Origin of the sequence: Burkholderia sp. Ac-20349 (assembly GCF_017104865.1) — a bacterium.
GTDB lineage: Bacteria > Pseudomonadota > Gammaproteobacteria > Burkholderiales > Burkholderiaceae > Burkholderia > Burkholderia aenigmatica.
Genome location: NZ_JAAGPM010000008.1, coordinates 32194 through 58390 on the forward strand (window position 1 = coordinate 32194; position 26197 = coordinate 58390).

A 26197-nucleotide genomic window follows, 5' to 3' on the forward strand; every position below is an offset into this window, starting at 1 on the left:
CGCGAGCGGATCATGATATCGACGGAGGAAACCATGGCAGGGGATTGGAGCAAGCATCTGAAAACGGCATGCGCGGCGCTCGCGCTGGGCGGCGTCCTGTGGACCGGCGCGCCGGTCGCGCACGCGGCGGACGTCGTCAACGTGTACAACTGGGGCAACTCGATCGGCAAGGCGACGATCGCGAACTTCGAGAAGGCGACCGGCATCAAGGTGGTCTACCAGGAGTTCGATTCGAACGAGACGCTGCAGGCGAAGCTGCTGTCGGGCACGTCGGGTTATGACGTGGTCGTGCCGTCCGACATCTTCTGGGCGCGGCAGTTGCAGGCCGGCATCTACCGCAAGATCGACAAGAGCCAGGTGCCGAACTACGGGCTGCTCGATCCGGAAATCATGAAGGTGCTCGCGAAGGACGATCCGGGCAACCAGTTCGGCATTCCGTGGACCTGGGGCACCGACGGGCTCGGGATGAACGTCGAGAAGGTGAAGGCCGCGCTCGGCAACGACGCGCCGCTCGACAGCTGGGCGCTGCTGTTCGACCCGAAGTACGCGCAGAAGCTGAAGCACTGCGGCATTTCGGTGCTCGATTCGCCGGTCGATGCGTTCGGGATGGCGTTCGTCTACCTGAAGAAGGACCCGAACACGACGAACCCGGCCGACTACCAGGCCGCGTACGAGCTGCTGAAGACGGTGCGGCCGTACATCACGCAGTTCAATTCGAGCAGCTACATCAACGATCTCGCGGGCGGCGACATCTGCCTCGCGCTCGGCTGGTCGGGCGACGTGAACTCCGCGCGGATCGCGGCTGCTTCCGCGAAGAAGCCGTATCACATCAAGTACGTGATCCCCGCCGAGGGCAGCGCGATGTGGTTCGACATGATGGCGGTGCCGAAGGATGCGCCGCACCCGGACGCCGCGCTGAAGTTCGTCAACTTCGTGCTGTCGGAGAAGGAGAGCGCGAACCTGACCAACGACACGTCGTACCCGTCGGCCGTGCCGTCGTCGAAGCATCTGGTGCGCGCCGAAGTGACGAGCGATCCGGCCGTGTTCCCGCCCGCCGACGTGATCCGCAAGCTGAGCCTCAGCAAGCCGGTTCCGCCTGAGCTGATGCGTCTGCAGAACCGTCTCTGGACGAAGCTGAAGACCGAGTAAGCCGGCCGCCGCTCTCCCCACTCCCGTCTACCTTTCGCGCGCCCCGCCGCTCATCGCGGCGGGCGGGGGCGCGCTCGTCCCGACGACCACCCACGACATGAAAATCAAACACATGACGGCGCTGTGCGCGCTTGCGTTCGAAGCCGCCTCGGCCTTCGCGCACACGCCGCAGGCGACCGACGCGAGCAAGATGAAGGCGCTGCAGGCACAGGTCACCGCGCTGCAGCAGCAGGTGAACGAGCTGCGCGCGAGCATGCTGGCGGCGAAGCCTGCCGGCGCGGCAACGACTGCAACTGCCACCGCCGCCTCGGGCGGCGCGAAGATCGGTTCGATCAACACGGCAGCGGCTGCCGCGCCGGCCGCCGACTCGGCGCCCGCATTCACGAACGACGACCTGCAGCAGATGCGCGAGCAGATCGCGAACGCATCGCTGAAGGTCGACTCGCTGCAGGAAGCGGCGACCACCGGCCCGCTCGCGGGCCTGAGCATCACCGGCTACGTCGATCCCGTGTACCTGTTCAACCGCGCGCAGCGCACGTCCGGCTTCCAGTTCCTGAACCACGATCCGGGCGCGTACGACTACTTCAACAGCACGATCGGCGACGTCTACCTCGACATCAAGAAGACCTTCGGCGTCGGCCCGATGGCGCCGTCGGCGGAGGTCGTGATCCAGCCGAACCGCGGCTTCGGCAACGTGTTCAGCAATTCGCACGGCGGCATCGGCAACAACATCATCACGCAGGCGGTGGTCACGGTCCCGCTCAGCACGACGCGCACCTTCGAGGTCGGGATGATGCCGAGCCTCGCCGGCTATGAAGTGCAGCCGTCGAACCAGATGCTGACGCTCACGCACGGGCTGCTGTACGACTTCAGCGAGCCGGGCAACCTGATCGGCGTCGGGCTGAAGGGCTCCAACGCGGCGATGACGCGCTTCTGGCAGGTCGTGATCGGCAACGAGGTGCTGCGCACCGCCGGCGCGATCGCGAACGCGGCGAACAACACGACGAAGACCAACTGGACGCCGACGATCACCGCGCGCTTCGACAACGCGACATCGACCGCCTTCGACTTCGGCATCTCCGGGATGCTCGGCCGGCAGTCGCTGTTCTCGCCGTGCGCGACGCCGGGCGGCTACGGCTATCAGTGCAACGGCTCGTCGCCGACTGGTCTCTACAAGTACGTGGAGGCCGACGTGACCTATACGCACGACAAGACCCAGGTCAACGCGCAGGTCGATTACGGCGAGTTGCAGAAGGGCGCATGGAACGGCGGCACCGCCCGCTGGTACGGGATGTCGTTGCTTGGTCATACGAAGTGGACGACGTCGTGGGTCGGCCGCATGGGCGCGACGCTGCGCTTCGACTACCTGAACAACACGTCGAACGGCGGCGGCGGCACGAACATCCAGTACGGGCTCGCGGGCGGCAATCCGTCGGTGAACGGGTCGAGCGGCTTCGGCATCGATCCGGCGTGCTTCCACGGCTCGTCGACCAACGGCACCGAGTGCAAGGGCGCGCAGCGCTACGCGATCACGGCCGACCTGTTGTTCTATCCGACGCAGCAGATCACCGTGAAGCTCGAATACCGCCACGACGCGGCGAACCATCCGGTGTTCCTGAAGAGCAACGGTACGTACTCGCGCAGCAACGACCTCGCCGGAATGCAGTTCATCTATTCGTTCTGAGCACGGGGGGCGCGCACGCCTCGTGCGGCGCGGCCCCGCTTTTTTCATTGTCGTCGCTCGCGACGCGTGACATTCTGGGCCGGGCATCCCTCGGTCCGCATTCAACCCAGGAGAAACCATCGTGAAACTGCACACCTTCGTGACCGACACCCGCGATTCGCGCGAGCGCGGTCGCCAGATCGGCGAGCGTTTCGCGCCGGAGATCCGGCAGGCCGTCGCGCTTTATCTCGCGTTCTTCCCGAAGCTCGGCATCGATCCGCAACGCGCACGCGAGATCGGCGAGGCGAGCGTCGCGTCGCTCGAGGCGTGGGCGCCCGACCTGGCCGGCGAAATCGATGCGATCGCACATGCCGTCGACCTGCCGCGCTGGCAGCTCGCGTGCCTGAACGCGCGCACCGAGATTCTCGCGATCGCGCCGGCATCGACGGAAGGCGAATGTTCGACGACCGTCTACGCGCCGGCCGGCCCGCAGGCGCCGCGCACGCTGCAGACGTGGGACTGGCACGACAGCCTCGCGCCGCAGGGGCTGCTGCTGAAGCTGGAGACGCGGCACGGCCGCACCGTCAAGCTGTTCTCCGAATTCGGGATGCTCGCGAAGCTCGGCGTGAACAGCGCGGGGCTCGGGCTGCACTTCAACATCCTGCACCATACGAGCGACAACGGCAGCGCGGGCGTGCCCGTGCATGCGATCGCGCGGCGGATTCTCGAAGAAGCGACGACGGTTCAGGAAGCGATCGAACTGGCCCGCACCGCACGCGTGAGCGCGTCGACGGTGCTGACCGTGTTCACGCGGCATGACGCGAACCCGCGCGCGGCCAGCATCGAGCTGAGTCCGTCGGGCGTGGGCGTGGTGGTGCCGCGTCCGGACGGCTGGCTGCTGCATACGAATCACTTCCTCGATCGCGCATTGAGCGGCGGCGAGTGCATGCCCGACAGCTCGACCACGCACGAGCGCTTTGCGCACCTGAACGACATCGTGAACGGGATGACGAGTGCCGATGTGCGCGAACGCGCGGAGGCGATGTGCGGAGTGGCCGGCGACCAGGCCGTCGTGTGTTTCCATCCGGACCTGTCGATGCCCGACACCGAGCGCTGGGAAACGCTGCTGACCGTCGGCATCGATACCGATGCGTGCGCGCTCGATTACGTGGCCGGCAATCCGCACGATCTGGCGCGCGGCGGGTCTCAGCGGTTCTGACGCGACGCGCGTTCAGCGGTAGCGGTAAAGCAGGGCGGCGCGTGCGGGCCGCCCGTGCGTTGCCGACGCTTATGCGTCGATGCGCTCGACCTTGCCGACCAGCAGCCCGTACGACAGGCTGCCCGCGAGCGCCATGGCGGCGATGTAGGTGATCGCGCGCGAGAAGTCCGCGCCGTCCACCAGCAGCCCGATCACGATCGGCGTCGCGATCGCGGACAGGTTGCCGATCAGGTTGAACACGCCGCCCGTCAGGCCGAGCAGCCGCGCGGGCGCGAGCCCCGACACGAGCGACCACGTGATCGACGCGAAGCCGTTGCCGAAGAACGCGATCGTCATGAACGCGATCACCCAGCCCGTCGACGTGACGTAGTTCGCGCCGATGATGCAGGTCGAGATCAGCAGCCCCGAGATGATCGGCAGCTTGCGCGCGAAGCCCTGCGATGCGCCGCGGCGCATCAGCCAGTCCGACAGCACGCCCGAGCACAGCACGCCGACGAACGCGGCGAGGAACGGCAGCGACGCGAGGAAGCCCGACTTGATGAAGTCCATCCCGCGGTACTTCACGAGGTAGGTCGGGAACCACGTGAGGAAGAACCACAGCGTCGAGTTCAGCGCGAACTGGCCGAGATAGATGCCCCACAGCTTGCGCCGGCCGAGCACGACGCCGAGGTCGCGCCATGTCGATGGTGCGCGTTCGCTGCGTGCCGCGACGCGGTCTTCGAGATCGACGAGCCCGCCGCCGTCGCGGATCAGCGCGATCTCGGCCGCGTTGACGCCGCGAAACGCGCGCGGCTCGCGGTACACCGCGTACCAGATCGCGGCCCACGCGATGCCGGCGAGGCCGGTCGCGACGAACACCATGTGCCAGCCAAGATGCACCTGCAGCCATGCGAGCACCGGCGTGAGGAATGCGAGGCCGACGAACTGGCCCGACGTGTAGCCGCCGATCGCGCTCGCACGTTCGCGAGTCGGGAACCACGTCGTCACCACGCGGTTGTTGATCGGGTAGGCCGGCGCCTCGAGTGCGCCGACCGCGAGGCGCAGCACGATCAGCCCGACGAACGAGCCCGCGAAGCCGAGCAGCAGCGTCGCGGCCGACCACAGTGCGAGCGCACCCGCGTACAGCACGCGCGGCGACACCTTGTCGACGAGCCAGCCGCCGGGGATCTGCATCAGCGCGTAGGTCCAGCCGAACGCGGAGAACACGAGGCCCGCGCGCACCGGATCGATGTTCAGCTCCTTGAACAGCGCGGGCGCGGCGATCGACAGGTTGCTGCGGTCGAGATAGTTGATCACGACCGTGACGAACAGCAACGCGAGGATCAGCAGCCGCTTGCGGCTCGGTGGCGCGGCCTGCGCCGCGGCCGCGCGGGCGGCGGAATCGGATGCGATGCCGGTGTGTGCGGGCCGCTGTTCCTGCGGGTTGGCGTGCGTGCGTGACGCGGAATGGGCCACGGTTGTCTCCTGTGTTCTGTGCCCGGCCGTCGCCCGCGAGCGGGGCGGCCGAATCGAATGGCGTTGGGGCGAACGTTAGAGCCGTGGCGCGCAGTGCGTCAACATTTGGACAGGTATCCCTATTAATGGGACGAACGGCGCTCAATATGTGGGAAACGGCGTCGATCGTGGCGCGAGACGCGCTTGCTGTGTGTGTTGCAAGTCAGCCGCACCGACGACGGGCCGGAATCGATGTCGAACCGGTCGCGCAGGTTGTCCGGTATCGCTTCGCCGGACTGGCCGGACTTTGCCGGGTAGTCGCGATACCGGTACCTTTGCTCGCCTTGTTCGGGATCGGCGCGATTGCAAGAATGGCCGTTCCATTCCTGCTCGCTGGTGAGATTGACGATGAAGACATTCAAGCCCGGTTTCGCCCTGTGTGCCGCCATGATCGCCGCCGGGACGGCGCGGGCCGGCGATTTCTCGATCGCCAGCGTGGAGCTGGCTGGCGGCGCGTTCGATCACGCGCAGGTATCGGGCAGCTTCGGCTGCCACGGCGAGAATGTTTCGCCATCCATAAGATGGACGGATGCGCCGGCGGGTACGCAAAGCTACCTGCTGACGATGTTCGATGCCGATGCCCCGACGGGCTCGGGGTTCTGGCACTGGGTCGTCGCCGATATACCGGCGTCGGCTCACGGCATCGCGGCTGGGTCGGGCAATGACGTTGCGAGGCTGCCGGCGGGTGCCGTTCCGATGAAGAACGACACCGGCCACACCGGCTATCTCGGCCCGTGCCCGCCGCAAGGCGAGACACATCGTTACGTCATCACGCTGACCGCGCTCAAGGTGGCGAAGCTGCCGGTCGAGCGTGATGCGACGCCGGCGGTCGTCGGCTTCACTGCGCACGACCAGGCCATCGCGCAGGCGACGATGACCGTACGATTGAGCCGTTAGCCGCGCGTGCTGTCGTCCTGAAAGCCGTTCTTGCCGACGAAGATCTCCTTCAGCGCGGCGCGCAGCGCGACCGGATCGTATTGACCGGGTGCGAGATGGATCACGTAGCGCGTCTGGCCGTCGAGACGCGCGGCGAGGGCGGGTTCGATCTCGACGTCGATCGTGTCGTCCGTCAGGCGCACCGACAGATCCTTGACGCGCACGTTGACCTGGTCGCGGACCATCACTTCGATCAGCGCGTCGTCCGGGAAGCGCGACAGCGCGAAGCAATAGTCCTGCTCGGCGTCGTGACAGTAGATGTTGGCGAAGCTTTCGTCGTCGTCGAGATCGGACGTCGCCGCGCCGATAGTGGCGTGAAGTTCCATGAAGGTGGGTTCCTGCGTAAGGGAGTAGGGGTTATCGGGTTGAATGGAGGGCCGTGTCGATCGCGGCTGCCGCGCCGGGCGTCACGCCGGTCGCGCACGCCGCATCGGCATCGCGTGCTTTCAGCCACAGCCCGAATTCGCGCATCACTTCGACGACGGGCCGCAGCCGGTCGCCGTCGGCGGTCAGATCGTACTCGACCCGCACCGGCACTTCCGGATAGACGGTGCGCCGCACGAGCCCGGCGTCTTCGAGCGCGCGCAGGTCGAGCGTCAGCATCCGTTGCGAGATGCCGGGCATGTCGCGCCGCAGGTCGCTGAAACGCCGCGGCCCGTCGAGCAGATACGACACCAGCAGCAGCCGCCAGCGGCCGCCGAGCAGGCGCATCGCTTCTTCAACGGAACATCCGGTCGCACTCGATTTCATCGTGCCGAATCCTGGTCGGTAAATTTTTTGTGACTACGGCACAAACGACTGCCGTCTTCTCAGCCCTGCGCCAATGCGAGATATTAGCGCCCGCGTCGCGGCGAATCGATCCATGAACCACCCACGAAGGACACGCATGAAGCTCTATCACGCTCCCGGAAGCTGTTCGCAGGCCATTTGCATCGTGCTGCGCGAAGGCGGCATCGACGCGGAGATCATCCAGGTCGACGCGCGCAAGCATGTCATTGAAGACGGGCGCAATTACTACGATGTGACCGAACTCGGCTACGTGCCGCTGCTCGAACTCGACGACGGCACGCTGCTGCGCGAAGGGCCGGTGATCGCGCAGTATCTCGCGGATTTGCGTCCGGATGCGGGGCTCGCGCCCGCCTACGGCACGCTCGCGCGCTATCGGCTGATGGAGTGGCTCAACTTCCTCGGCACCGAGATCCACAAGGGGTTCATTCCGCTGCTGTACGCGGTGCAGGCGGGGAAATACGTCGACCCGGCGAGAACGAAGCTCGACAGCCGTTTTGCATGGATCGACCGTCAGCTCGACGGCAACGCGTTCCTGACGGGCGACACGTTCACGGTCGCCGATGCGTATCTGTTCGCGCTGACGGGGTGGGGCAAGGCCGACTGGATGCGGTCGGTGTACCACGCGGATATCGACCTGACCCGGTATGCGCATTTGCGTGCGTGGTACGAGCGGGTGCGGGCGCGGCCTGCGGTGCGGGCAGTGCTGGAGGCGGAGGGGCTGGCGCGGTAGCAGGCGACGGCGGTCGCGGAATCGGCGCGTCTTTCCGCTTCATCGACGCGCCGCCAGACAGCAAATCCCCGCGCTATAATCCCCGCCATGAAATTCCTCCGGACCATCATCCTGCTGCTGCTCTGCGCGGTGCTGCCCATCAGCGGGCTGGCAGCCAGCGGCCTGGCCGGGGAATGTCCGATGATGCAGCAGGGCATGTCGATGGACATGGACGCCGGCATGTCCGCCGACATGCCGGGCTGCGATTCGATGCAGTCGTCGCCTGCCGGCAAGGCCCACGCGAAAGCGAAGGGCATGGCCTGCAAGCTCACGGCGCAATGCCAGTTCGGCAGTCTCTATCATCCGGCCGCTCGCGCCGAAGTCAGTCGTCCCGCTGCCTACGCCAGCACCGTCGCGTTCCACTACGCGCAACTCCTCCCGGTCCGCGATCCGAACGGATTGTGGCGCCCTCCACGCATCAGCTGATCCCGATCCGATAGGTTCGCCGCATGCGCGGTGAGGTTCGTCCTGTATCAGGACGTGGAATCCCTATGGGGTTCCGCCGTTGGGGTTAAACCATGTCATTCCATTTCGGCACGCCGCTTGCGCGGCGTGCGCGTCGGCGCGCGCCCATGCTTTGGGCGGCGCTGCTGGTTGCGGGCGCCGTTCACGCGCAGCAACCGCCTTTCACGCTGGACGCCGCGCTGCAGTCCGCCACCGATCATTCCGCTTCGATGCAGGCCGCGCAGGCGTCGGTGCGCGCCAGCTCGGAGGTGGCCGTGAAGGCCGGCCAGCTGCCCGACCCGATGCTCAAGGCCGGCATCGACAACCTGCCGGTCAACGGCGGCCAGCGCTTCACCGTCGGCCAGGACTTCATGACGATGCGCCGCATCGGCATCGAGCAGGAGTGGGTGTCCGGCGACAAGCGGCGCCTGCGGTCGGCGCTCGCCAACGAGCAGGTCGGGCGCGAGCGCGCCGGTTATCTCGCGCAGCTCGCGAGCGTGCGCCAGCAAACCGCGACGGCGTGGCTGAACGCCGTCTACGCGAAGCAGGCGCTCGCGCTGCAGCAGGCGTTGCTCGATCACATGAATCATGAACTCGACGCGACGAAGGCGTCGTATCGCGGTGCGAAGGCGAGTGCGGCCGATGTCGTCCAGGCGCGGGCCATGCTCGCGCAGACGCAGGATCAACTGCTGAAGGCGGAGCAGGTCTACCAGACTTCACTCATTGCGTTGTCGCGCTGGACCGCCGTGCCCGTCGACGACGTCACGGGCGCGCCGCCCGCGCCGGAGTCGTTCGTGTCGTCGCTGCCGCCGGACGAGTTGCGGCTGTCGCAACCGGCGCTGATCACCGCCGCCGACGATATCGCCGTCGCCGAAGCCGATACGGCTGTCGCGAACAGCGAACGCAGCCCGAACTGGACGTGGGAAGTCGCGTACCAGCAGCGCGGCGGCGCGTATTCGAACATGGTGTCCGTTGGCGTCACGATCCCGCTGCCGATCAATCGCAAGAACCGCCAGAACCGCGACGTCGCCGAAAAGGCCGCGCTCGCGACGAAGGCGCGCCTGATGTACGAGGACACGCTGCGCCAGGTGCAGACCGATATCCGCAAGCAGTCCGCGACGCTCGCGAGCGGTCGTGCACGCATCGCGAATCTCGGCGACGCGCTGCTGCCCGCCGCCAACCAGCGCGTGCAACTGGCGAACGCCGCGTACCGCGCCGGCACGGGTTCGCTCGCCGATACGTTCGCCGCGCGCCGCGCGCAACTGGATGCGCAATTGCAGGTGCTCGATCTCCGGCGCGAGGTCTCGCAGACCTGGGCGCAGCTCGAATACCAGGTCGTGCCGTCGACGCTGGCCGCCGCGCAATAAAGGAGAACGACATGACGAAGCAAATACTGGCCCGCGCGGCCCTGCTGGCGTTCACCGGTGCTGCGCTGCTCGGCGCGGGCTATTTCGCGGGCGCGCGCCATGCGGCGACGGCCGCGGCCGCAACGGATACCACCACAGCGGCATCCTCCTCGCCCGGCAGCGCCGACCCGAAGACCGGCCGCAAGGTGCTGTACTGGCACGACCCGATGGTGCCGAACCAGCACTTCGACAAACCGGGCAAGTCGCCCTTCATGGACATGCAGCTACAGCCCGTCTATGCCGACGACGACGGCGGCGCGTCCGGCATCCGGATCGATCCGGGCCTGCAGCAGAGCCTCGGCATCCGCTATGCGACCGTGCGCCGGCAGCAGACGGCGGCCGGATTCGATGCGGTGGGCACCACGCAGTTCGACGAATCGCGCGCGGATGTCGTCCAGTCGCGCGTCACCGGCTACATCGATCGTCTCTATGCGCGCGCGCCGATGCAGCGCATCGCGAAGGGCGCCCCGGTCGCATCGCTGTTCGTGCCCGATTGGCTCGCGCCGCAGGAGGAATACCTCGCGCTCAAGCGCGGCGGGATGGACGGCAGCCTGCTCGATGCGTCTCGCGCGCGGATGCGGGCGCTGTCGATTCCCGACGCCATGATCGCGAGCCTCGATCGCACCGGCAAGGCCCAGACGCATGTCGTGCTGACCGCGCCGGAAACCGGCGTCGTCAGCGAGCTGAACGTGCGGGACGGCGCGATGGTCGCACCCGGGCAGACGCTCGCGAAGATCGCGGGACTGTCGACGCTGTGGCTCATCGTCGAGGTGCCCGAAGCGCTTGCGCTGAACGTGCAGCCGGGGATGTCGGTCGACGCGACGTTCGCGGGCGACCCGTCGCAGCATTTCACGGGGCGTATCCGCGAAGTGCTGCCCGGCATCAGCACGAGCAGCCGCACGCTGCAGGCGCGCGTGGAGATCGACAACGCCGCGCTGAAGCTCACGCCCGGCATGCTGATGCGCGTGCAGGTCGCCGCACGGCAGACCGTATCGCGCCTGCTCGTGCCGTCCGAAGCTGTGATCGCGACCGGCAAGCGCTCGATCGTGATCGTGAAGAACCGCGATGGCCGGCTTCAGCCCGTGACCGTGACGGTGGGCAACGACGTCGGCAGCGACACCGAAGTGCTCGGCGGGCTGAACGAAGGCGACACGGTCGTCGCATCGGGGCAGTTCCTGATCGATTCCGAGGCGAGCCTGAAAAGCGTGCTGCCGCGGCTGGAAAGTGGCACCGGTGCGAGCGGGGCAGCCGCGACACCCGCGTCGGCATCGACGGCGGCGGCACCGATCTACGAAACCACCGGCAAGGTCGAACAGGTCACGGCCGACGACATCACGTTCTCGCATCAACCCGTTCCGGCGCTCGGCTGGGGCGCGATGACGATGGCATTCGGCAAGCCGTCGCCCACCGCGTTCCCGGACGTGAAGCCGGGCGAGACGGTGCGCTTCGCGTTCACGCAGGGCGACGATGGCTACCGGCTGACCAAGGTCGAACCGCAGGGAGGCGAACGATGATCGCGCGCATCATTCGCTGGTCCGTCCACAACCGCTTCCTCGTGCTGCTTGCCACCGTGTTGATCGCCGCATGGGGTGTTCACTCGCTGCAGCAGACGCCGCTCGATGCGTTGCCTGATCTGTCGGATACGCAGGTGATCGTGAAGGCGTCGTATCCGGGCAAGGCGCCGCAGATCGTCGAGGATCAGGTGACCTATCCGTTGACGACCACGCTGCTCGGCGTGCCCGGTGCGAAAACGGTCCGCGCGTACTCGTCGTTTGGCGACGCGTTCGTCTACGTGCTGTTCGACGACCGCACCGATCCGTACTGGGCGCGTTCGCGCGTGCTCGAATACCTGAGCCAGGTGCAGAGCCGGCTGCCTGCGGGCGCGACGGTATCGCTCGGGCCGGATGCGACCGGCGTCGGCTGGGTGTACGAGTACGCGCTCGTCGATCGCACCGGCCGTCACGACCTCGGGCAACTGCGCGCGCTCAACGACTGGTTCCTGAAGTTCGAGCTGAAGGCGGTGCCGGACGTGTCGGAGGTTGCGAGCATCGGCGGCATGGTGCAGCAGTACCAGGTCGTGCTCGATCCGGACAAGCTGCGCGCGTACGGCATCACGCAGGCGGAAGTCGCGAACGCGCTCGGCAACGCGAACCAGGCGTCCGGCGGCTCGGTCGTCGAGCTGGCCGAATCGGAATACATGGTGCGCTCGACCGGCTACCTGCGCACGCTCGACGACTTCCGGCACGTGGTGCTGCGCACGAACGACGCCGGTACGCCGGTGCTGCTCGGCGACGTCGCGCGTATCCAGGTCGGCCCGGCGATGCGGCGCGGGATCGCCGAGCTGAACGGGCAGGGCGAGGTGACGGGCGGTGTCGTCGTGATGCGCTCAGGCAAGAACGCGCTGACCACGATCGATGCGGTGAAGGCGAAGCTCGCCGACCTGAAGCGTTCGCTGCCACCTGGCGTCGAAATCGTCACGACCTATGATCGCTCGCAACTGATCGAGCGCGCGGTGGGCAACCTGAAGGACAAGCTGATCGAGGAGTTCGTGATCGTCGGGATCGTCTGCGCGGTGTTTCTGTTTCATCTGCGCAGTGCGTTCGTCGCGATCCTGTCGCTGCCGCTCGGCGTGCTGGCCGCGTTCATCGTGATGCGCTACCAGGGCGTGAACGCGAACCTGATGTCGCTCGGCGGGATTGCAATCGCGATCGGCGCGATGATCGACGCGGCGATCGTGATGATCGAGAACGCGCACAAGCATCTCGAAGCGTACGACCACGCGCATCCCGGCGAGCCGATCACGGCCGCGCGCCGATGGGAGCTCGTCGCGACGTCGGCTGCGGAAGTCGGGCCCGCGCTGTTCTTCTCGCTGCTGATCATCACGCTGTCGTTCATCCCGGTGTTTTCGCTGGAAGGGCAGGAAGGCAAGCTGTTCGCGCCACTGGCGTTCACGAAGACCTACACGATCGCCGCCGCCGCCGGGCTGTCGGTGACGCTGGTGCCGGTGCTGATGGGGTATCTCGTGCGGGGCCGCATTCCGCACGAGCACGCGAACCCGATCAACCGCGTGCTGATCCGCGTGTACCGACCGCTGCTCGAAGCGACGCTCAGGCGCCCGTGGCTTGCGATCGGCATCGCGGTCGTCGCGCTCGTGCTGACGGCCGTGCCGTTGTCGCGGCTCGGCGGCGAATTCATGCCGCCGCTCGACGAAGGCGACCTGCTGTACATGCCGACCGCGCTGCCAGGCATCTCCGCCGACAAGGCGAGCGAACTGCTGCAGCAGACCGACCGGCTGATCAAGACCGTGCCCGAGGTCGACACGGTGTTCGGCAAATCGGGCCGCGCCGATACCGCGACCGATCCGGCGCCGCTCGAGATGTTCGAGACGACTATCCGGTTCAAGCCGCGCAGCGCATGGCGCCCCGGCATGACGCCGGAGAAGCTCGTCGACGAACTCGATCGCACGGTGAAGGTGCCGGGCCTGTCGAACGTGTGGGTGCCGCCGATCCGCAACCGCCTCGACATGCTGTCCACCGGGATCAAGACGCCGGTCGGCGTGAAGATTTCCGGGCCGGACCTGGCCGGGATCGACGCGATCGCGAAGCAGGTCGAGGCAGCGGTGAAGCCTGTGCCGGGCGTCACGTCCGCACTCGCGGAACGGCTGAACGGCGGCCGCTACATCGACGTCGACATCGACCGGCTCGCCGCCGCGCGTTACGGGCTGTCGGTGGCCGATATCCAGTCGGTCGTGTCGTCGGCGGTCGGCGGCGACGACGTCGGCGAAGTGATCGCGGGGCGCGAGCGTTTCCCGATCAACCTCCGCTACCCGCGCGAGGTGCGCGATTCGGTCGAGAACCTGCGGCAACTGCCGGTCGTCACGGCGCGCGGCGCGCAGATCCGCCTGGGCGACGTCGCGCGCATCGCGATCGCCGACGGCCCGCCGATGATCCGCAGCGAGAACGCGCGACTGTCCGGCTACGTGTACGTCGACATCCGCGGCACCGATCTGCAGCGCGCCGTGCGCGCGATGCAGCAGGCCGTTGCGCAACGGGTCGCGTTGCCGCCCGGCTATTCGATCGCGTGGTCGGGGCAGTTCGAGTATCTCGAACGTGCGGCGGCCAAGCTGCGTACCGTCGTGCCGGTAACGCTGGTGGTGATCTTCGTGCTGCTGTTCCTCACGTTCGGCTCGGCGGCCGATGCGCTGCTGCTGATGTCGACGGTGCCGTTCGCGCTGGTCGGCGGCTTCTGGCTCGTGTGGGCGCTCGGCCATGCGGTGTCCGTCGCGACGTCGGTGGGCTTCATCGCGCTCGCGGGCGTGGCCGCCGAGTTCGGCGTCGTGATGCTGCTGTACCTGAAGGGTGCGCTGCAGCGCCGGCTCGATGCCGGCGAACCGCTGACCGATGCGCTGCTGCTCGACGCGATCCGCGAAGGCGCGGTGCTGCGCGTGCGGCCCAAGGCGATGACGGTGGCCGTCGTGCTCGCCGGCCTCGTGCCGATCATGATCGGGCACGGCGCCGGTTCCGAAGTGATGCAGCGCATCGCTGCGCCGATGGTCGGCGGCATGGTCACGGCGCCGCTGCTGTCGATGTTCGTCATTCCCGCCGCATGGCTCCTGCTTCAGCGCCGTCGTGCGCGAAGCGCGGGGTATGTGTGGCATTCCGAAGCAGTTCCTCACGGCACGAACGTGCCATCCATCCCAACCGGAGAATCCCGATGAAGAAATTGATTACCGTTACCGTTGCGACTGCCGCCGTTCTTGCTGTCGGCGCGTTCGCCACGCCCGCCTTTGCCGCCGGCGAGATGGCCGGCATGGACATGTCCGGCATGAAGATGTCGTCGGGCGGTGCGGGCGAGTCGAATGCCGCGCTGACCGATGCCGAAGTGAAGAAGGTCGACGCCGCGAGCGGCAAGATCACGCTGAAGCACGGTGCGCTCGAGAACGTCGGGATGCCGCCGATGACCATGGCGTTCAAGGCGAAGGACGCCGCGATGCTCGAACACGCGCGTGCGGGCGACAAGGTCAAGGTACGGATCGAGAAGGTCGACGGCACGCTGACGATCGTCAAGCTGGTGAAGGCGTCGTGATCTGAGCTGCCGGATGCGGGCGACGTTGTTGCTGTCGCCCGCATTCATGCAGCGCAGCGCAACGTGCGATGACGCAACTGTCGAAGTCGCGTCATGCCATACCCGGATAGCTCTTCTCGCTGATATTGCGGTTGGATACATTTTTCAGGCCGTTCACGCGTGCCGACGCGGAGACCTTTTGCGGGTGGTTCGCCAGCACGTGAACGTGATTTGTCCTCCTCATCGAACTCGACCGGTGCCGCCTCAAAGTTAGTACAAACGGGGGTGACGACGCTGCGCGGGTCGTCAAGGGTTACCTTGAAGCACACTTTTCCGCGGTATAGGGTCACGCAAACCAAACGGACATGAATCGGTAAGACGCAGCGTCGTTCGTGCCCAGCGTCGTTGCCGCTACTCATGGACCAAAGTACATTGAAGTGATGCAACGTCTCCAAGCCTTCAAGTACGAACTGATGCCGACCGGTGACCAGCAGCGCGACATGCGCCGCTTCGCCGGTTCGTGCCGCTTCGTTTTCAACAAGGCATTGGCGTTGCAGAAGACACGTTACGAGCAGCGCGAGAAGAAACTCGGCTACGCCGGACTGTGCAGGCTGCTCACCGAGTGGCGAAACGGCGCTGAAACTCCATGGCTCAAGGATGCACCGACGCATCCGTTGCAGCAGGCGCTCAAGGACCTGGAACGGGCTTACGCTAATTTCTTCGCCAAGCGAGCCAACTTTCCACGCTTCAAGAGGAAGGATCAACGCGACAGCTTCCGCTACCCGGACCCAAAGCAAATCAAGCTCGACCAGACCAACAGCCGCATCTTCCTGCCCAAGCTGGGCTGGCTTCGCTATCGCAACAGCCGTGAGACGCTGGGCGAGATGAAGAACGTCACCGTCAGGCAATCCTGCGGCAAATGGTACGTGAGCATTCAGACAGAGCGGGAAGTCGATAGGTCGCTGCCGAATGGCGGTGCGGTCGGAATCGACATGGGTATCGCCCGCTTCGCCACACTCTCGGACGGAACGTTCCTCGCGCCGCTCAACAGCTTCAAACGGCATCAAGCCGCGCTGCGCAAGGCGCAACAGGCGATGAGCCGCAAAACGAAATTCAGCAGCAACTGGAAGAAGGCGAAAGCCCGTATCCAGCGTATTCACTCCCGTATCGGAAACGCCCGCCACGACTACCTGCACAAGTGCTCAACCGCGATCAGCCAAAACCACGCGATGGTGTGTATCGAGAACTTGCAGGTACGGAATATGTCCGGGTCGGCGGCAGGCAGTGCCGATACGCCGGGAAGAAACGTTCGGGCCAAGTCTGGCCTGAACAAGAGCATTCTCGATCAGGGATGGTTCGAGTTCCGCCGCCAACTGGACTATAAGCTGGCGTGGAACGGTGGCTACCTGATCGCGGTGCCGCCGCAGAACACGAGCCGCACATGCCCGCGCTGCGGGCATGTGTCGTCGGAGAACCGGCGCACGCAGGAACGATTCGCGTGCGTCGGATGCGGCTTCGAGGAAAACGCCGATCTCGTCGGCGCGATCAACATTCTCAGGGCGGGACACGCCCGTTGCGCCTGTGAAGTGAGCGGTGCAGTCATGCCGCCAGCAGCAGGAACCCACTGAAGTGACGCGTCCCGGATCGATGCCGGGGTGAGCACCGTAGGAATCCCCCGACTTTAACGGGGAAGGATGTCAAGCGTTCGCTTTCCGGGGATGGAAAGCAGGCTACTCCCCAAAGACGAAGGGCAGTCTAGCCGAGCGGATTGCTTTCGACAAGCCTTCATCTCGAAAAAATATACCCCTCTCCCCTATAGGGGAAGCCTTGCGGATATATACTCCCCCCTCCTATCCAGGAGTCAGTCGTCGATGAGTCATACCGTTCGTGAAAAACAGAAGCTGCTGAACCGCGTGCGCCGTATCAAGGGCCAGGTCGAGGCGATCGAGCGCGCGCTCGGGGAAGAGCGCGGCTGCAACGAGGTGCTGCAATTGATCACGAGTTGTCGCGGCGCGATGAACGGGCTGCTGGCCGTCGTGCTGGAGGACCACATTCGCGAGCACATGGTCGATGCACATGGGCCGGATGAGCACGAAGGCAGCGCGACCGAGCAGCTGATCGACGTGGTGCACAGCTATTTCAAGTGATCGGGGCGGAACATGGGCAATTTCACGAATGACGCGTTCGGCGCGGGGCACGACCATATCTTCCTCGGCGCGGCGCACGAGCAGAACGAGCGGCGGACGTGGATGGTGATCGGCCTGTGCGCGGCGATGATGGTGGCCGAGATCGTCGGCGGCACGCTGTTCGGATCGCTGGCGCTCGTCGCCGACGGGCTGCACATGTCGACACACGCAGGCGCGATGCTGATCGCCGCGCTGGCCTACACCTATGCGCGCAGGCATGCCGACGATCCGCGCTTCGTGTTCGGCACCGGCAAGCTGGGCGACCTGGCCGGGTTCACGAGCGCGATCGTGCTCGCGATGATCGCGATCCTGATCGGCTATGAGGCCGTCGCGCGATTCCTGTCACCGGTGCCGATCCATTTTGGCGAGGCGATTCCGATCGCGGTGCTCGGCCTCGCGGTCAACCTGGCGAGCGTGTGGCTGCTGAGCGGCGGCCATCACGGGCATGATCACGGCCACCATCATGGGCATGGCCACGGCCACGGCCACGGCCACGGACATGGGCACGCACACGGCGTTCACGCCGATCACGCGGACGAAGCCATGAGGGTCTTCTCGACAGCCGGCGTGTTCGACGTATCGGTGTTCGAGGACGGCGTGCCGCCGGTGTTCCGGATCGCGCCGGCAACCGGCGAGTCGAGCCTCGACGGGGTGTCCGCCTCGATTACGACCGTTCGTCCCGACCAATCGCGACAGCAGTTCACGATGGTCGCGCGCAACGGCTTCCTGGAATCGCGCGAGACCATTCCCGAGCCCCATGCGTTCGATGCGATCGTGACGCTGAACGGCACCGAGCACGCGCTGACGTTCGTCGAACACGATCATCACGAAGGCGCGCACGCTGCCGCCACCCGCGATCACAACATCCGGTCGGCCTACGTTCACGTGATCGCCGATGCGGCGGTGTCGGTGCTGGCGATCATCGGGCTGCTGCTCGCACGTGCGTTCGGCTGGGTCTGGATGGATCCGCTCGCGGGCATCATCGGCGCGCTCGTCATCGCGAACTGGTCGTACGGGCTGATGCGCGATACGGGCGGCATCCTGCTCGACGTCAACGTCGATCGCAAGCTGGCGGAGCGTGTACGCCAGGCGATCGAGGCGTTTGGCGACAAGGTCAACGATCTCCACGTGTGGCGTGTCGGTCCCGGGCACATGAGCGCGATCGTGTCCGTCGAGACATTCGACGCAGCGCGTGACGCGCGCTTCTACCGTGCGCTCGTTGCGCGATTTGACGGCGTTTCCCACGTGACCGTCGAAGTGATGGCGTCGGCGAAGGCGGCCTGATCGTGGCCGTGAAATCGCCGTGCGTCGAGCTGTGCGCGTTCGACGGCCGCACCGGATTCTGCGTGGGCTGCCTGCGCACGCGTGACGAGGCGCGCGACTGGAAGAAGATGACCGACACTCGCCGGCACCAGATACTGAACGATCGCGTGCGCCGGCAAGCGAAGATCCGGCGCGACACGGGGAAATAGCGTGCTCGCGTGACGGCCGGCACGTGCGGTCGTGTCACCGGACTGCAGTAGTATCACCGGCATCCAGTGTCAGGATTCCTGAACCGGGAGCGACCCATGCAGACCGAACCGTCGACCGGCATTCTTCGCCAGATTCCTCGCAGTGTCTGGGTGCTGGGCTGCGTCAGCCTGCTGATGGACGTGTCGTCGGAAATCATCCACAGCCTGTTGCCGATGTTCCTGATGGCAGGGCTCGGCGCGAGCGCGACCGCGATCGGCGTCATCGAGGGGATCGCCGAAGCGACAGCGCCCGTCGTCAAGATGTTCTCCGGCACGCTCAGCGACTACCTGCGCAATCGCAAGTGGCTGGCGGTCGCCGGATACGGGCTCGGCGCGCTCAGCAAACCGTTGTTCGCCATCGCGCCGACGATTGGCATCGTGGTGACGGCTCGGATCGTCGACCGGATTGGCAAGGGAATCCGTGGTGCGCCGCGCGATGCGCTGGTGGCGGACGTCACACCGGTCCACTTGCGCGGTGCCGCCTACGGGCTGCGACAGTCGCTCGACACGGTGGGGGCGTTTCTCGGGCCGCTTCTGGCCGTCGTCATCATGCTGATCTGGCACGGCGACTTCCGTTTCGCCTTCTGGCTCGCCGTGATTCCGGGCATGCTGGCCGTGGCGCTGCTCGCGTTCGGTATCGACGAGCCGGCGCGTGCGCCAGGCGAGCCGCGTGTCAACCCGATCCGCCGCGATGTCGTGAAGCAACTCGGCGCGCGCTATTGGTGGGTCGTCACCGTCGGCGCCGTGTTCGCGCTGGCCCGCTTCAGCGAGGCGTTCCTGGTGCTGCGCGCGATGGGCAGCGGCGTACCTGTCGCGCTCGTGCCGCTCGTGATGGTAGCGATGAACGTCGTGTACGCACTGTCGGCCTATCCGTTCGGCAAGCTCGCCGACACGACGAGCCACACGAAGCTGATGACGGCCGGGCTCGTCCTGCTGATCGCTGCCGATATCGTGCTTGCGCTTGGCGCGCATTGGGGAACCGTCCTGATCGGTGTCGCGTTGTGGGGGCTCCATATGGGGATGACGCAGGGGTTACTCGCGACGATGGTCGCGCATGCCGCGCCGTCCGAATTGAGAGGCACGGCGTTCGGCGTGTTCAATCTGCTCGGCGGCGTCGTGACGCTCGTATCGAGTGTCGTCGCGGGCATCCTGTGGGACCGGGTGGGCGCCGCGGCTACGTTCTGCGCAGGGGCAGTGTTCAGCGCGGTGACCATCATGTTGCTCGTCTGCATTCGCACGTCGTTCGCCGCCGTTCAGGATCGCTAGCCGGAAGGCGGCGAACGGTCTAGCTATCCGTGTCGCGCGGAAAATAGAGCGCAAACGTCGTGCGCCCGTCGTGGCTCGCGACCTCGACCTTGCCGCGATGCAGCGCCATGATCGACTTGACGATCGCGAGCCCGAGCCCTGCATTGCGCGCGGCGCCGTGCCGCGACGAATCGATCCGGTAGAAGCGTTCGAAGATCTTGTCGACCTGTTCGGGCGGAATCGCGGCGCCGCGATTCGTGACTTCGACGACCGCGTAGCTGCCTTGCGCCGAAACCGCCAGCTCGATCGTCGACGCGGCCTCCGCATGTTCGAGCGCGTTCGACGCGAGGTTGCTGACGGCGCGCCGGAACAGCGTCGCATCGGCGACGACCGGCGCTTCGCCATGCACGTCGATGCGCACGCCGGCTTCGTCGGCCAGTGCCTGGAAATACGACGCGAGCCGGCGCAGCTCGCTGCCGGCGTCGAGCGCGGCGGTCTTCAGGTGCTGCCGCGCATTGTCGGTGCGTGCGAGGAACAGCATGTTCTCGATCATCCGCTGCAGCCGTTCGCATTCCTCGATGTTCGAATCGATCAGCGCTTCGTATTCCTCGGTCGTGCGCGCGCGCGACAGCGTGACCTGCGACGAGCTGATCACGTTGGCGAGCGGCGTGCGCATGTCGTGTGCAAGATCGGACGAGAATTGCGACAGCCGCACGAACGCGCGTTCGAGGCGATCGAGCATCCGGTTGACCGACGTCGCGAGTTCACGCAGCTCGACCGGGCCGCCGCGCGCGTCGAGCCGCGCGTTCAGGTTGTGCGCTTCGATGCGCGACGTCTGCCGGCCGAGGCTCTCGACCGGGCGCAGGCCGCGCGACGCGACCGCGTAGCCGAGCGCGCCGACCAGCAGCGCGCCCATGGCCGCCGCAAGCCAGATGTCGACGCGATAGCTTTCGAGCAGCGACTGGCGATCGGTTGCCGTGCGTGCAAGCGCGACCTGGATCGCGTCGCCGGACGGGAGTGTGGCGCGTGCGTAGACGCAACGCGACGTGCCGATGCCGGGCGGCGAGCAGGTGAACGGCCCGCCGGCTCTATCGGCCGGATGCGGTGCAGCGATCACCGACGCCAGCGTATTCCCGGCTTCGTCGGAATGCTCGACGATCGCGCGGTTCTGCGCGTCGTAGATGCCGAGATACACGCCCGGGTGCGATAACAGCACCTCATGAAACACGGCGGGATCGGCACGCAGCGCGGCGATCGATCCGCTCGCGTGCGCGAGTTGCATGAACTGGTTGAGCTTGCCGGAGATCTCGATATCGTCGCGCCGCGTCAGCTCGGCGGACAGCGAGCGATACAGGTACGCGCCGGTCAGTGCGAACACGAGCGCGGCGACGACGGCGAACGCGAGCGTCAGGCGCCGCAGCAGCGAATACGAGCCGGGGCTGCGCGTCACGAACGATCCTCGAGCACGTAGCCCATTCCGCGGATCGTGTGGATCAGCTTCGTCTCATAGGCGTTGTCGATCTTCGCGCGCAGGCGCTTGATCGCCGCATCGACGACGTTCGTGTCGCTGTCGAAATTCATGTCCCAGATCTGCGACGTGATGAAGGTGCGCGTCAGCACTTCGCCCTCGCGCTCGGCGAGCAACTGCAGCAGCGCGAATTCCTGCGCGGTCAGGTCGATGCGGGTGTCGGCGCGGCGCACGCGGCGGCGGATCAGGTCGACTTCGAGATCGGCGACCTGCAGGAGGTCGCGCACGTTGCGCGGCGCGCGCCGCAGCAGCGAGCGGATACGTGCGAGGAACTCGGCATACGCGAACGGCTTGAGCAGGTAGTCGTCGGCGCCCAGTTCGAGCCCGGCGACCTTGTCCTCGATCGCCTCGCGCGCCGTGAGCAGCAGCACGGGCGTCTGCTTCTGCGCGCGCAGCCGCTTGAGCACCTCGAAGCCATCCAGTTCCGGCAGCATCACGTCGAGCACGACGAGATCGAAATCCTCGTGCAGCGCGAGGAACAACCCGTCCTTGCCGTTTTCCGCGACGTCGACCGTGTAGCTCGCCTCCATCAGCCCTTTCCGGAGGTACGACGCCATCTTCGGTTCGTCTTCGACTATCAGTATCCGCATGGTGAGGCAGGCTGTCCGTGATTCATCCGTGATTCCAGCCGGTCAGTGTAACGCCAGAGCTTACGGCGCCGCGCGTGCGCGAAGGATGACCACGGGATGACGGAATTGTCATGAAACGCCGGTCATGTTTCGGCCATGTCGTCGTCACTGTGGCGGCGATAAGCTGCGGCCGTCGTGTCCCCGGAGCGCGCCGTCGCGGCGCTGCGCCGGCCCATCCGGTCGTTGCCTGCGTGATTCCGCATCCATGTCGTACTGGCGCAAATTCGTCCTCGTCGTGCTGCTGGCGCTGAGCCTGCCGATCCAGTCGTTCGCGGCCGTGTCGATGGCATGCGCGGGCGCGGTCGTCGCCATGCCGCATGCGGAAGGCGGGGCGAGTGCCGTTGAGGCAGCGCCACATGCAATGCCGGGCGCGCAGGGTGGCCAGCATCAGCTCGCGCACGACGATCATGCGCGCCATGCACAGCCGTGCTCCGCGTGCGGGTCCTGCTGCTTGGGCACCGGCATGGCGGATCTCCCCGCGATGTCCGTCACGTCGAGTATCGGTATCGCGATCGTCTCTTTCGCGCCGACGCCGGTCGTCGTGTCGTTCCTGACGGGCGGCATCGACCGGCCGCCGCGCCGGCATCTCGTCTAGACCCTGCCCGCGGCTCCGACCGGCCGCGCTCTGCAATCCGCTCCGGCGGCGGCATCACGCCCGCCGGACGACTCACGACGAGACCCATTCATGCGATTGATTACTGCGGCGCTGCTTGGCGCGGCGGCCCTCGTGCCGTCGCTCGCGCCTGCGCAAACCCCGCTGCCCGATCCGGCGGACGCCGCCGTGGCGGTGCCGGATGTCACCGTGACGTCCGCATTCGACGGCTATCGGCATTATCGGGACGAAGAAGGCCCGGGCTGGAAACAACTGAACCGGGATGTGATGGAGCGGCCCGCGAAAGGAAGTACGACGGGCGGCGCGGCCGGAAGCGGCGCCGTGCATTCGAAGCACGGAGGCGCTGCGCCATGACGATGCTTGCGATATCGCCCAGGATTGGCGCGGCTGCGGCCGTGCTGGCCTTCCTCGCGGGCTGCACGACGTTCTCGAAGGACGGCGGTTTCGACGCGGTGTCGTCCGCCGCGTCGGAACGCATCGGGAAAGACGCGGTCGTGGTCAAGACCGACGCCGACCGCGAAGCCGTCGACAAGCGGACGAAGGAGCTGCTGGCGAAGCCGCTGTCGATGGACGACGCGGTGCAGGTCGCGCTGCTGAACAACCGTGGGTTGCAGGCGTCCTACGCGGAACTGGGGCTGTCGGAAGCCGATCTCGTCCAGGCGGGCCGGCTGCCGAACCCGCGCTTCGCGTTCAGCCGCACACGCGCCGGCGACGGCGAGCTGACGCTCGGCCGCACGTTTTCGGCGAACGTGTTCGCGCTGCTGACGATGCCGCTCGCGACGAACATCGAACGCCGCCGCTTCGAGCAGACCAAGCTCGAAACAACCGACGCGATGCTGAAGGTCGCAGCCGATGCACGCCGCGCGTACGTCGAGGCGGTTGCCGCCGAGCAGGCCGCGAACTATGCGCAACAGGTGCGCGATGCCGCGAGCGCGGCCGCCGAACTCGCGCTGCGCATGCGGCAGGCCGGCAACCTCAGCCGCCTCGATTACGCGCGCGAACAGGCGTTCCATGCCGATGCGGTCGCGCAGCAGGCGAAGGCGCGCCAGCAGGCTGTGGCCGCGCGCGAGAAGCTCACGCGCGCGATGGGCCTGTGGGGTGAACGCACGCGGTACACGCTGCCCGAGCGCTTGCCCGACCTGCCGAAAACGCGGCCGAACCTGCCCGATCTCGAACGTTTCGCGATGAGCAACCGTCTCGACATCCAGGCCGCGAAGCTGCAGACGCAGGGCGTCGCGTCGTCGCTCGGACTCAGCAAAGCCACGCGCTTCGTCAATGCGGTCGATCTCGGCTACGTGAACAACTACGAGACCGGCAAGGGCCACGAGCACGGCTACGAGATCAGCGTCGAGATTCCGCTGTTCGACTGGGGCGGTGCGAAGGTCGCGCGGGCCGAGGCCGTCTACATGCAGTCGGCGAACCGGCTCGCGAAGACGGCGATCGATGCGCGCTCCGACGTGCGCGAATCGTATGCGGCGTACGTGACGAGCTACGACGTCGCGACCCACTATCGCGACGAAGTCGTGCCGCTGCGCAAGACGATCTCGGACGAGCTGCTGCTGCGCTACAACGGGATGCTCGCGAGCGTGTTCGAGCTGCTGACCGATGCGCGCGAACAGGTCGGCGCGGTCAACGGCTACATCGATGCGCTGAAGGACTACTGGCTCGCCGAAACCGATCTGCAGATGGCCGTCGGGGGCCGGTTGCCGTCGCCGGGCGCGACGCCATCTACCCAACCCGAAGCCACTTCAAATGCCGACGCTGCGCCGCAGCCGGCTTCCACTCCCGCGGCGCAACCGGCGTCCGCGACGCAAACGCATCCGGAAGGTCATTGACATGGTGTCCCGTCGACAATTTCTCAGCGGCTCGGGCGCCGCGCTGCTCGGTGCGGCGATGGTCAGCAAGGCCGGCGCCGCGTCGCTGCCCGACGCGCCCACGATGGCGAAAACCGCCACGCAGCCGCCGCTCGTGCCGCCGAACGGCCGCCCGTACACGCCCGTCGCGACGCTGAACGGCTGGACGCTGCCGTGGCGGATGAAGAACGGCTGGAAGGAATTCCACCTGACGGCGGAGCCCGTCGTGCGCGAGATGGCGCCCGGCATGAACGCGAACCTGTGGGGCTACAACGGCCAATCGCCGGGCCCGACGATCGAGGCCGTCGAAGGCGACAAGGTGCGCATCTTCGTGACCAACCGGCTGCCCGAGCACACGACGATCCACTGGCACGGGCTGCGGCTGCCGAACGGGATGGATGGCGTCGGCGGCCTCACGCAGCCGCATATCCCGCCCGGCAAGACTTTCGTCTACGAGTTCCAGCTGGAAGCGCACGGCACGTTCATGTACCACCCGCACGCCGACGAGATGGTGCAGATGGCGATGGGGATGATGGGCATGTTCATCGTGCATCCGAAGGATCGCGGCACGATGCCGGTCGATCGCGACTTCGTGTTCCTGCTCGCCGCGTACGACATCGAACCGGGCAGCTACACACCGCGCGTGAACGAGATGACGGACTTCAACATGTGGACCTTCAACTCGCGGGTGTTCCCGGGCATCGATCCGCTGCCGGTGCGCGCGGGCGACCGCGTGCGGATTCGTTTCGGCAACCTGACGATGACGAACCATCCGATCCACCTGCACGGCTACAGCTTCGAAGTCGCGGGCACCGACGGCGGCTGGATTCCACCGGCCGCGCGCTGGCCGGAAGTGACGGCCGATGTCGCGGTGGGCCAGATGCGCGCGATCGAGTTCACCGCCGATCGTCCGGGCGACTGGGCGTTCCATTGCCACAAGTCGCATCACACGATGAATGCGATGGGCCACCAGGTGCCGAACCTGATCGGCGTGCCGCAGAAGGATCTCGCGAAGCGCATCGGCAAGCTCGTGCCCGACTACATGGCGATGGGCAGCACGGGCGGCGCGATGGGCGGCATGGAGATGCCGCTGCCCGACAACACGCTGCCGATGATGACGGGCACGGGCCCGTTCGGGCCGCTGGAGATGGGCGGCATGTTCACGGTCTGCAAGGTGCGGCAGGGGCTCCGCCGCAACGACTATCGCGATCCGGGCTGGTTCAGGCATCCGAAGGGCACCGTCGCGTACGAGTACACCGGCGAACTGCCGGACGGCTGAGCAGCAGCATGCGGCGGCTGCACGCAGGCGGCCGCCGGTTTCATTTCATTCACTGGGAGTCGACACGATGAAGCAGGGACTGGTTCTGATGGCAATGGGTGGTGCGCTGGTGTTTTCCGCGGCGTCTTACGCGGCCGGCGACATGGCCGGCATGGACATGAGCGGCGGCGCGAAGCAGGAAGCCGCGGCGCAACAGGGCATGTCGCACGGCGAGATTCGCAAGGTCGACACGGCCACCGGCAAGCTGACGATCAAGCACGGCCCGCTGGAAAACCTCGGGATGGACGCGATGACGATGGTGTTCAAGGTGAAGGACCCGGCGATGCTGTCGCAGGTGAAGGCCGGCGACAAGATCGACTTCGTCGCGGAAGACGTGGACGGCGCGCTGACCGTCGTCGAGCTGAAGAAGCCGTGACGCGG

General features: G+C 66.5%; 26 protein-coding genes. 20 read left to right on the forward strand and 6 right to left on the reverse strand.

Annotation, left to right across the window (positions count from 1 at the left end):
* Positions 1 to 33: 33 nt before the first annotated feature.
* From G3N61_RS04410 to G3N61_RS04420, 3 genes are all read left to right on the forward strand, one after another.
* On the forward strand, positions 34 to 1149 hold the full coding sequence (locus tag G3N61_RS04410) for a polyamine ABC transporter substrate-binding protein (protein ID WP_043178697.1): 1116 nt from the start codon (positions 34 to 36) through the stop codon (positions 1147 to 1149).
* Positions 1150 to 1261: 112 nt separating this feature from the next.
* Positions 1262 to 2833 carry a DUF3138 family protein gene (locus tag G3N61_RS04415; RefSeq protein ID WP_241017577.1) on the forward strand — a complete coding sequence of 524 codons (1572 nt, stop codon included), beginning with the start codon at positions 1262 to 1264 and terminating at the stop codon, positions 2831 to 2833.
* A 121-nt stretch (positions 2834 to 2954) separates the two neighbouring features.
* Positions 2955 to 4031 (forward strand): C45 family peptidase, encoded by a 1077-nt coding sequence (locus G3N61_RS04420; protein WP_205821685.1) that lies wholly within the window; start codon positions 2955 to 2957, stop codon positions 4029 to 4031.
* A gap of 69 nt (positions 4032 to 4100) precedes the next feature.
* Here the strand turns inward: G3N61_RS04420 and G3N61_RS04425 are convergent, their stop codons facing one another.
* Positions 4101 to 5486, reverse strand: coding sequence for an MFS transporter (locus tag G3N61_RS04425; RefSeq protein WP_205821686.1), 1386 nt, complete (start codon positions 5484 to 5486; stop codon positions 4101 to 4103).
* Between the two features lie 122 nt (positions 5487 to 5608).
* A complete protein-coding gene (locus G3N61_RS04430; protein WP_205821687.1) occupies positions 5609 to 5887 on the reverse strand; it encodes a hypothetical protein in 279 nt (92 codons plus the stop codon).
* Here G3N61_RS04430 and G3N61_RS04435 point away from each other — a divergent pair.
* A complete protein-coding gene (locus G3N61_RS04435) occupies positions 5874 to 6422 on the forward strand; it encodes a YbhB/YbcL family Raf kinase inhibitor-like protein (protein WP_241017567.1) in 549 nt (182 codons plus the stop codon). The two genes, G3N61_RS04430 and G3N61_RS04435, sit on opposite strands and share 14 nt — an antisense overlap.
* Here the strand turns inward: G3N61_RS04435 and G3N61_RS04440 are convergent.
* Both G3N61_RS04440 and G3N61_RS04445 read right to left on the reverse strand, forming a co-directional pair.
* Entirely contained in the window at positions 6419 to 6787 is a 369-nt protein-coding gene (locus tag G3N61_RS04440) for a hypothetical protein (protein WP_043178682.1), read from the reverse strand. The genes G3N61_RS04435 and G3N61_RS04440 overlap by 4 nt on opposite strands.
* A gap of 31 nt (positions 6788 to 6818) precedes the next feature.
* The gene (locus G3N61_RS04445; RefSeq protein ID WP_205821688.1) at positions 6819 to 7211 is read right to left on the reverse strand and encodes a helix-turn-helix domain-containing protein; all 393 of its coding nucleotides are present in this window, start codon (positions 7209 to 7211) and stop codon (positions 6819 to 6821) included.
* Between the two features lie 136 nt (positions 7212 to 7347).
* On the opposite strand from G3N61_RS04445, the gene gstA reads away from it, so the two are divergent.
* The 11 genes from gstA (at position 7348) to G3N61_RS04500 (ending at position 19896) form a co-directional block, all read left to right on the forward strand.
* Positions 7348 to 7980, forward strand: coding sequence for a glutathione transferase GstA (gene gstA, locus G3N61_RS04450; RefSeq protein WP_089453820.1), 633 nt, complete (start codon positions 7348 to 7350; stop codon positions 7978 to 7980).
* Between the two features lie 87 nt (positions 7981 to 8067).
* Positions 8068 to 8445, forward strand: a complete 378-nt coding sequence (locus tag G3N61_RS04455) for a hypothetical protein (RefSeq protein WP_205821689.1) — start codon at positions 8068 to 8070, stop codon at positions 8443 to 8445.
* A 92-nt stretch (positions 8446 to 8537) separates the two neighbouring features.
* Positions 8538 to 9830, forward strand: coding sequence for a TolC family protein (locus G3N61_RS04460; protein WP_205821690.1), 1293 nt, complete (start codon positions 8538 to 8540; stop codon positions 9828 to 9830).
* 11 nt (positions 9831 to 9841) lie between these two features.
* Positions 9842 to 11383: an efflux RND transporter periplasmic adaptor subunit gene (locus G3N61_RS04465; protein WP_205821691.1), complete on the forward strand. Its 1542-nt coding sequence runs from the start codon at positions 9842 to 9844 to the stop codon at positions 11381 to 11383.
* Positions 11380 to 14586, forward strand: coding sequence for an efflux RND transporter permease subunit (locus G3N61_RS04470; protein WP_205821692.1), 3207 nt, complete (start codon positions 11380 to 11382; stop codon positions 14584 to 14586). The genes G3N61_RS04465 and G3N61_RS04470 overlap by 4 nt, the downstream gene beginning before the upstream one ends.
* Positions 14583 to 14954, forward strand: coding sequence for a copper-binding protein (locus G3N61_RS04475; RefSeq protein ID WP_205821693.1), 372 nt, complete (start codon positions 14583 to 14585; stop codon positions 14952 to 14954). The genes G3N61_RS04470 and G3N61_RS04475 overlap by 4 nt, the downstream gene beginning before the upstream one ends.
* Before the next feature lie 419 nt (positions 14955 to 15373).
* Positions 15374 to 16561, forward strand: a complete 1188-nt coding sequence (locus G3N61_RS04480) for an RNA-guided endonuclease TnpB family protein (RefSeq protein ID WP_089453814.1) — start codon at positions 15374 to 15376, stop codon at positions 16559 to 16561.
* Positions 16562 to 16804: 243 nt separating this feature from the next.
* Positions 16805 to 17080, forward strand: coding sequence for a metal/formaldehyde-sensitive transcriptional repressor (locus G3N61_RS04485; RefSeq protein WP_039354022.1), 276 nt, complete (start codon positions 16805 to 16807; stop codon positions 17078 to 17080).
* A gap of 12 nt (positions 17081 to 17092) precedes the next feature.
* Positions 17093 to 18403, forward strand: a complete 1311-nt coding sequence (gene dmeF, locus G3N61_RS04490; protein WP_205821694.1) for a CDF family Co(II)/Ni(II) efflux transporter DmeF — start codon at positions 17093 to 17095, stop codon at positions 18401 to 18403.
* A gap of 2 nt (positions 18404 to 18405) precedes the next feature.
* Positions 18406 to 18591: a DUF1289 domain-containing protein gene (locus G3N61_RS04495; RefSeq protein WP_080741428.1), complete on the forward strand. Its 186-nt coding sequence runs from the start codon at positions 18406 to 18408 to the stop codon at positions 18589 to 18591.
* Between the two features lie 96 nt (positions 18592 to 18687).
* Positions 18688 to 19896 (forward strand): MFS transporter, encoded by a 1209-nt coding sequence (locus G3N61_RS04500; protein WP_205821695.1) that lies wholly within the window; start codon positions 18688 to 18690, stop codon positions 19894 to 19896.
* A gap of 19 nt (positions 19897 to 19915) precedes the next feature.
* Here the strand turns inward: G3N61_RS04500 and G3N61_RS04505 are convergent, their stop codons facing one another.
* Positions 19916 to 21325, reverse strand: a complete 1410-nt coding sequence (locus tag G3N61_RS04505) for a heavy metal sensor histidine kinase (RefSeq protein ID WP_205821696.1) — start codon at positions 21323 to 21325, stop codon at positions 19916 to 19918.
* Entirely contained in the window at positions 21322 to 21993 is a 672-nt protein-coding gene (locus tag G3N61_RS04510) for a heavy metal response regulator transcription factor (protein WP_089453808.1), read from the reverse strand. The genes G3N61_RS04505 and G3N61_RS04510 overlap by 4 nt, the downstream gene beginning before the upstream one ends.
* Positions 21994 to 22237: 244 nt before the next feature.
* On the opposite strand from G3N61_RS04510, the gene G3N61_RS04515 reads away from it, so the two are divergent.
* From G3N61_RS04515 to G3N61_RS04535, 5 genes are all read left to right on the forward strand, one after another.
* The gene (locus tag G3N61_RS04515) at positions 22238 to 22627 is read left to right on the forward strand and encodes a hypothetical protein (RefSeq protein WP_089453807.1); all 390 of its coding nucleotides are present in this window, start codon (positions 22238 to 22240) and stop codon (positions 22625 to 22627) included.
* 90 nt (positions 22628 to 22717) lie between these two features.
* Positions 22718 to 22999: a hypothetical protein gene (locus tag G3N61_RS04520; protein ID WP_205821697.1), complete on the forward strand. Its 282-nt coding sequence runs from the start codon at positions 22718 to 22720 to the stop codon at positions 22997 to 22999.
* Positions 22996 to 24480: a TolC family protein gene (locus tag G3N61_RS04525; RefSeq protein WP_205821698.1), complete on the forward strand. Its 1485-nt coding sequence runs from the start codon at positions 22996 to 22998 to the stop codon at positions 24478 to 24480. Before G3N61_RS04520 ends, G3N61_RS04525 begins: the two co-directional genes overlap by 4 nt.
* A gap of 1 nt (position 24481) precedes the next feature.
* The gene (locus G3N61_RS04530; RefSeq protein WP_089453804.1) at positions 24482 to 25777 is read left to right on the forward strand and encodes a copper oxidase; all 1296 of its coding nucleotides are present in this window, start codon (positions 24482 to 24484) and stop codon (positions 25775 to 25777) included.
* A gap of 67 nt (positions 25778 to 25844) precedes the next feature.
* Complete coding sequence (locus tag G3N61_RS04535) at positions 25845 to 26192, forward strand: copper-binding protein (protein WP_089453803.1); 348 nt, start codon at positions 25845 to 25847, stop codon at positions 26190 to 26192.
* Positions 26193 to 26197 lie beyond the last annotated feature (5 nt).

Excerpts from the sequence above, each read along its gene's own strand:
- G3N61_RS04410 (WP_043178697.1), top strand. The coding sequence starts at position 34 with ATGGCAGGGGATTGGAGCAAGCATCTGAAAACGGCATGCGCGGCGCTC.
- G3N61_RS04415 (WP_241017577.1), top strand. The coding sequence starts at position 1,262 with ATGACGGCGCTGTGCGCGCTTGCGTTCGAAGCCGCCTCGGCCTTCGCG.
- G3N61_RS04435 (WP_241017567.1), top strand. The coding sequence starts at position 5,874 with ATGAAGACATTCAAGCCCGGTTTCGCCCTGTGTGCCGCCATGATCGCC.
- G3N61_RS04440 (WP_043178682.1), bottom strand. The coding sequence starts at position 6,787 with ATGGAACTTCACGCCACTATCGGCGCGGCGACGTCCGATCTCGACGAC.
- G3N61_RS04445 (WP_205821688.1), bottom strand. The coding sequence starts at position 7,211 with ATGAAATCGAGTGCGACCGGATGTTCCGTTGAAGAAGCGATGCGCCTG.
- gstA (WP_089453820.1), top strand. The coding sequence starts at position 7,348 with ATGAAGCTCTATCACGCTCCCGGAAGCTGTTCGCAGGCCATTTGCATC.
- G3N61_RS04455 (WP_205821689.1), top strand. The coding sequence starts at position 8,068 with ATGAAATTCCTCCGGACCATCATCCTGCTGCTGCTCTGCGCGGTGCTG.
- G3N61_RS04460 (WP_205821690.1), top strand. The coding sequence starts at position 8,538 with ATGTCATTCCATTTCGGCACGCCGCTTGCGCGGCGTGCGCGTCGGCGC.
- G3N61_RS04465 (WP_205821691.1), top strand. The coding sequence starts at position 9,842 with ATGACGAAGCAAATACTGGCCCGCGCGGCCCTGCTGGCGTTCACCGGT.
- G3N61_RS04470 (WP_205821692.1), top strand. The coding sequence starts at position 11,380 with ATGATCGCGCGCATCATTCGCTGGTCCGTCCACAACCGCTTCCTCGTG.
- G3N61_RS04475 (WP_205821693.1), top strand. The coding sequence starts at position 14,583 with ATGAAGAAATTGATTACCGTTACCGTTGCGACTGCCGCCGTTCTTGCT.
- G3N61_RS04480 (WP_089453814.1), top strand. The coding sequence starts at position 15,374 with ATGCAACGTCTCCAAGCCTTCAAGTACGAACTGATGCCGACCGGTGAC.
- G3N61_RS04485 (WP_039354022.1), top strand. The coding sequence starts at position 16,805 with ATGAGTCATACCGTTCGTGAAAAACAGAAGCTGCTGAACCGCGTGCGC.
- dmeF (WP_205821694.1), top strand. The coding sequence starts at position 17,093 with ATGGGCAATTTCACGAATGACGCGTTCGGCGCGGGGCACGACCATATC.
- G3N61_RS04500 (WP_205821695.1), top strand. The coding sequence starts at position 18,688 with ATGCAGACCGAACCGTCGACCGGCATTCTTCGCCAGATTCCTCGCAGT.
- G3N61_RS04510 (WP_089453808.1), bottom strand. The coding sequence starts at position 21,993 with ATGCGGATACTGATAGTCGAAGACGAACCGAAGATGGCGTCGTACCTC.
- G3N61_RS04515 (WP_089453807.1), top strand. The coding sequence starts at position 22,238 with ATGTCGTACTGGCGCAAATTCGTCCTCGTCGTGCTGCTGGCGCTGAGC.
- G3N61_RS04520 (WP_205821697.1), top strand. The coding sequence starts at position 22,718 with ATGCGATTGATTACTGCGGCGCTGCTTGGCGCGGCGGCCCTCGTGCCG.
- G3N61_RS04525 (WP_205821698.1), top strand. The coding sequence starts at position 22,996 with ATGACGATGCTTGCGATATCGCCCAGGATTGGCGCGGCTGCGGCCGTG.
- G3N61_RS04530 (WP_089453804.1), top strand. The coding sequence starts at position 24,482 with ATGGTGTCCCGTCGACAATTTCTCAGCGGCTCGGGCGCCGCGCTGCTC.
- G3N61_RS04535 (WP_089453803.1), top strand. The coding sequence starts at position 25,845 with ATGAAGCAGGGACTGGTTCTGATGGCAATGGGTGGTGCGCTGGTGTTT.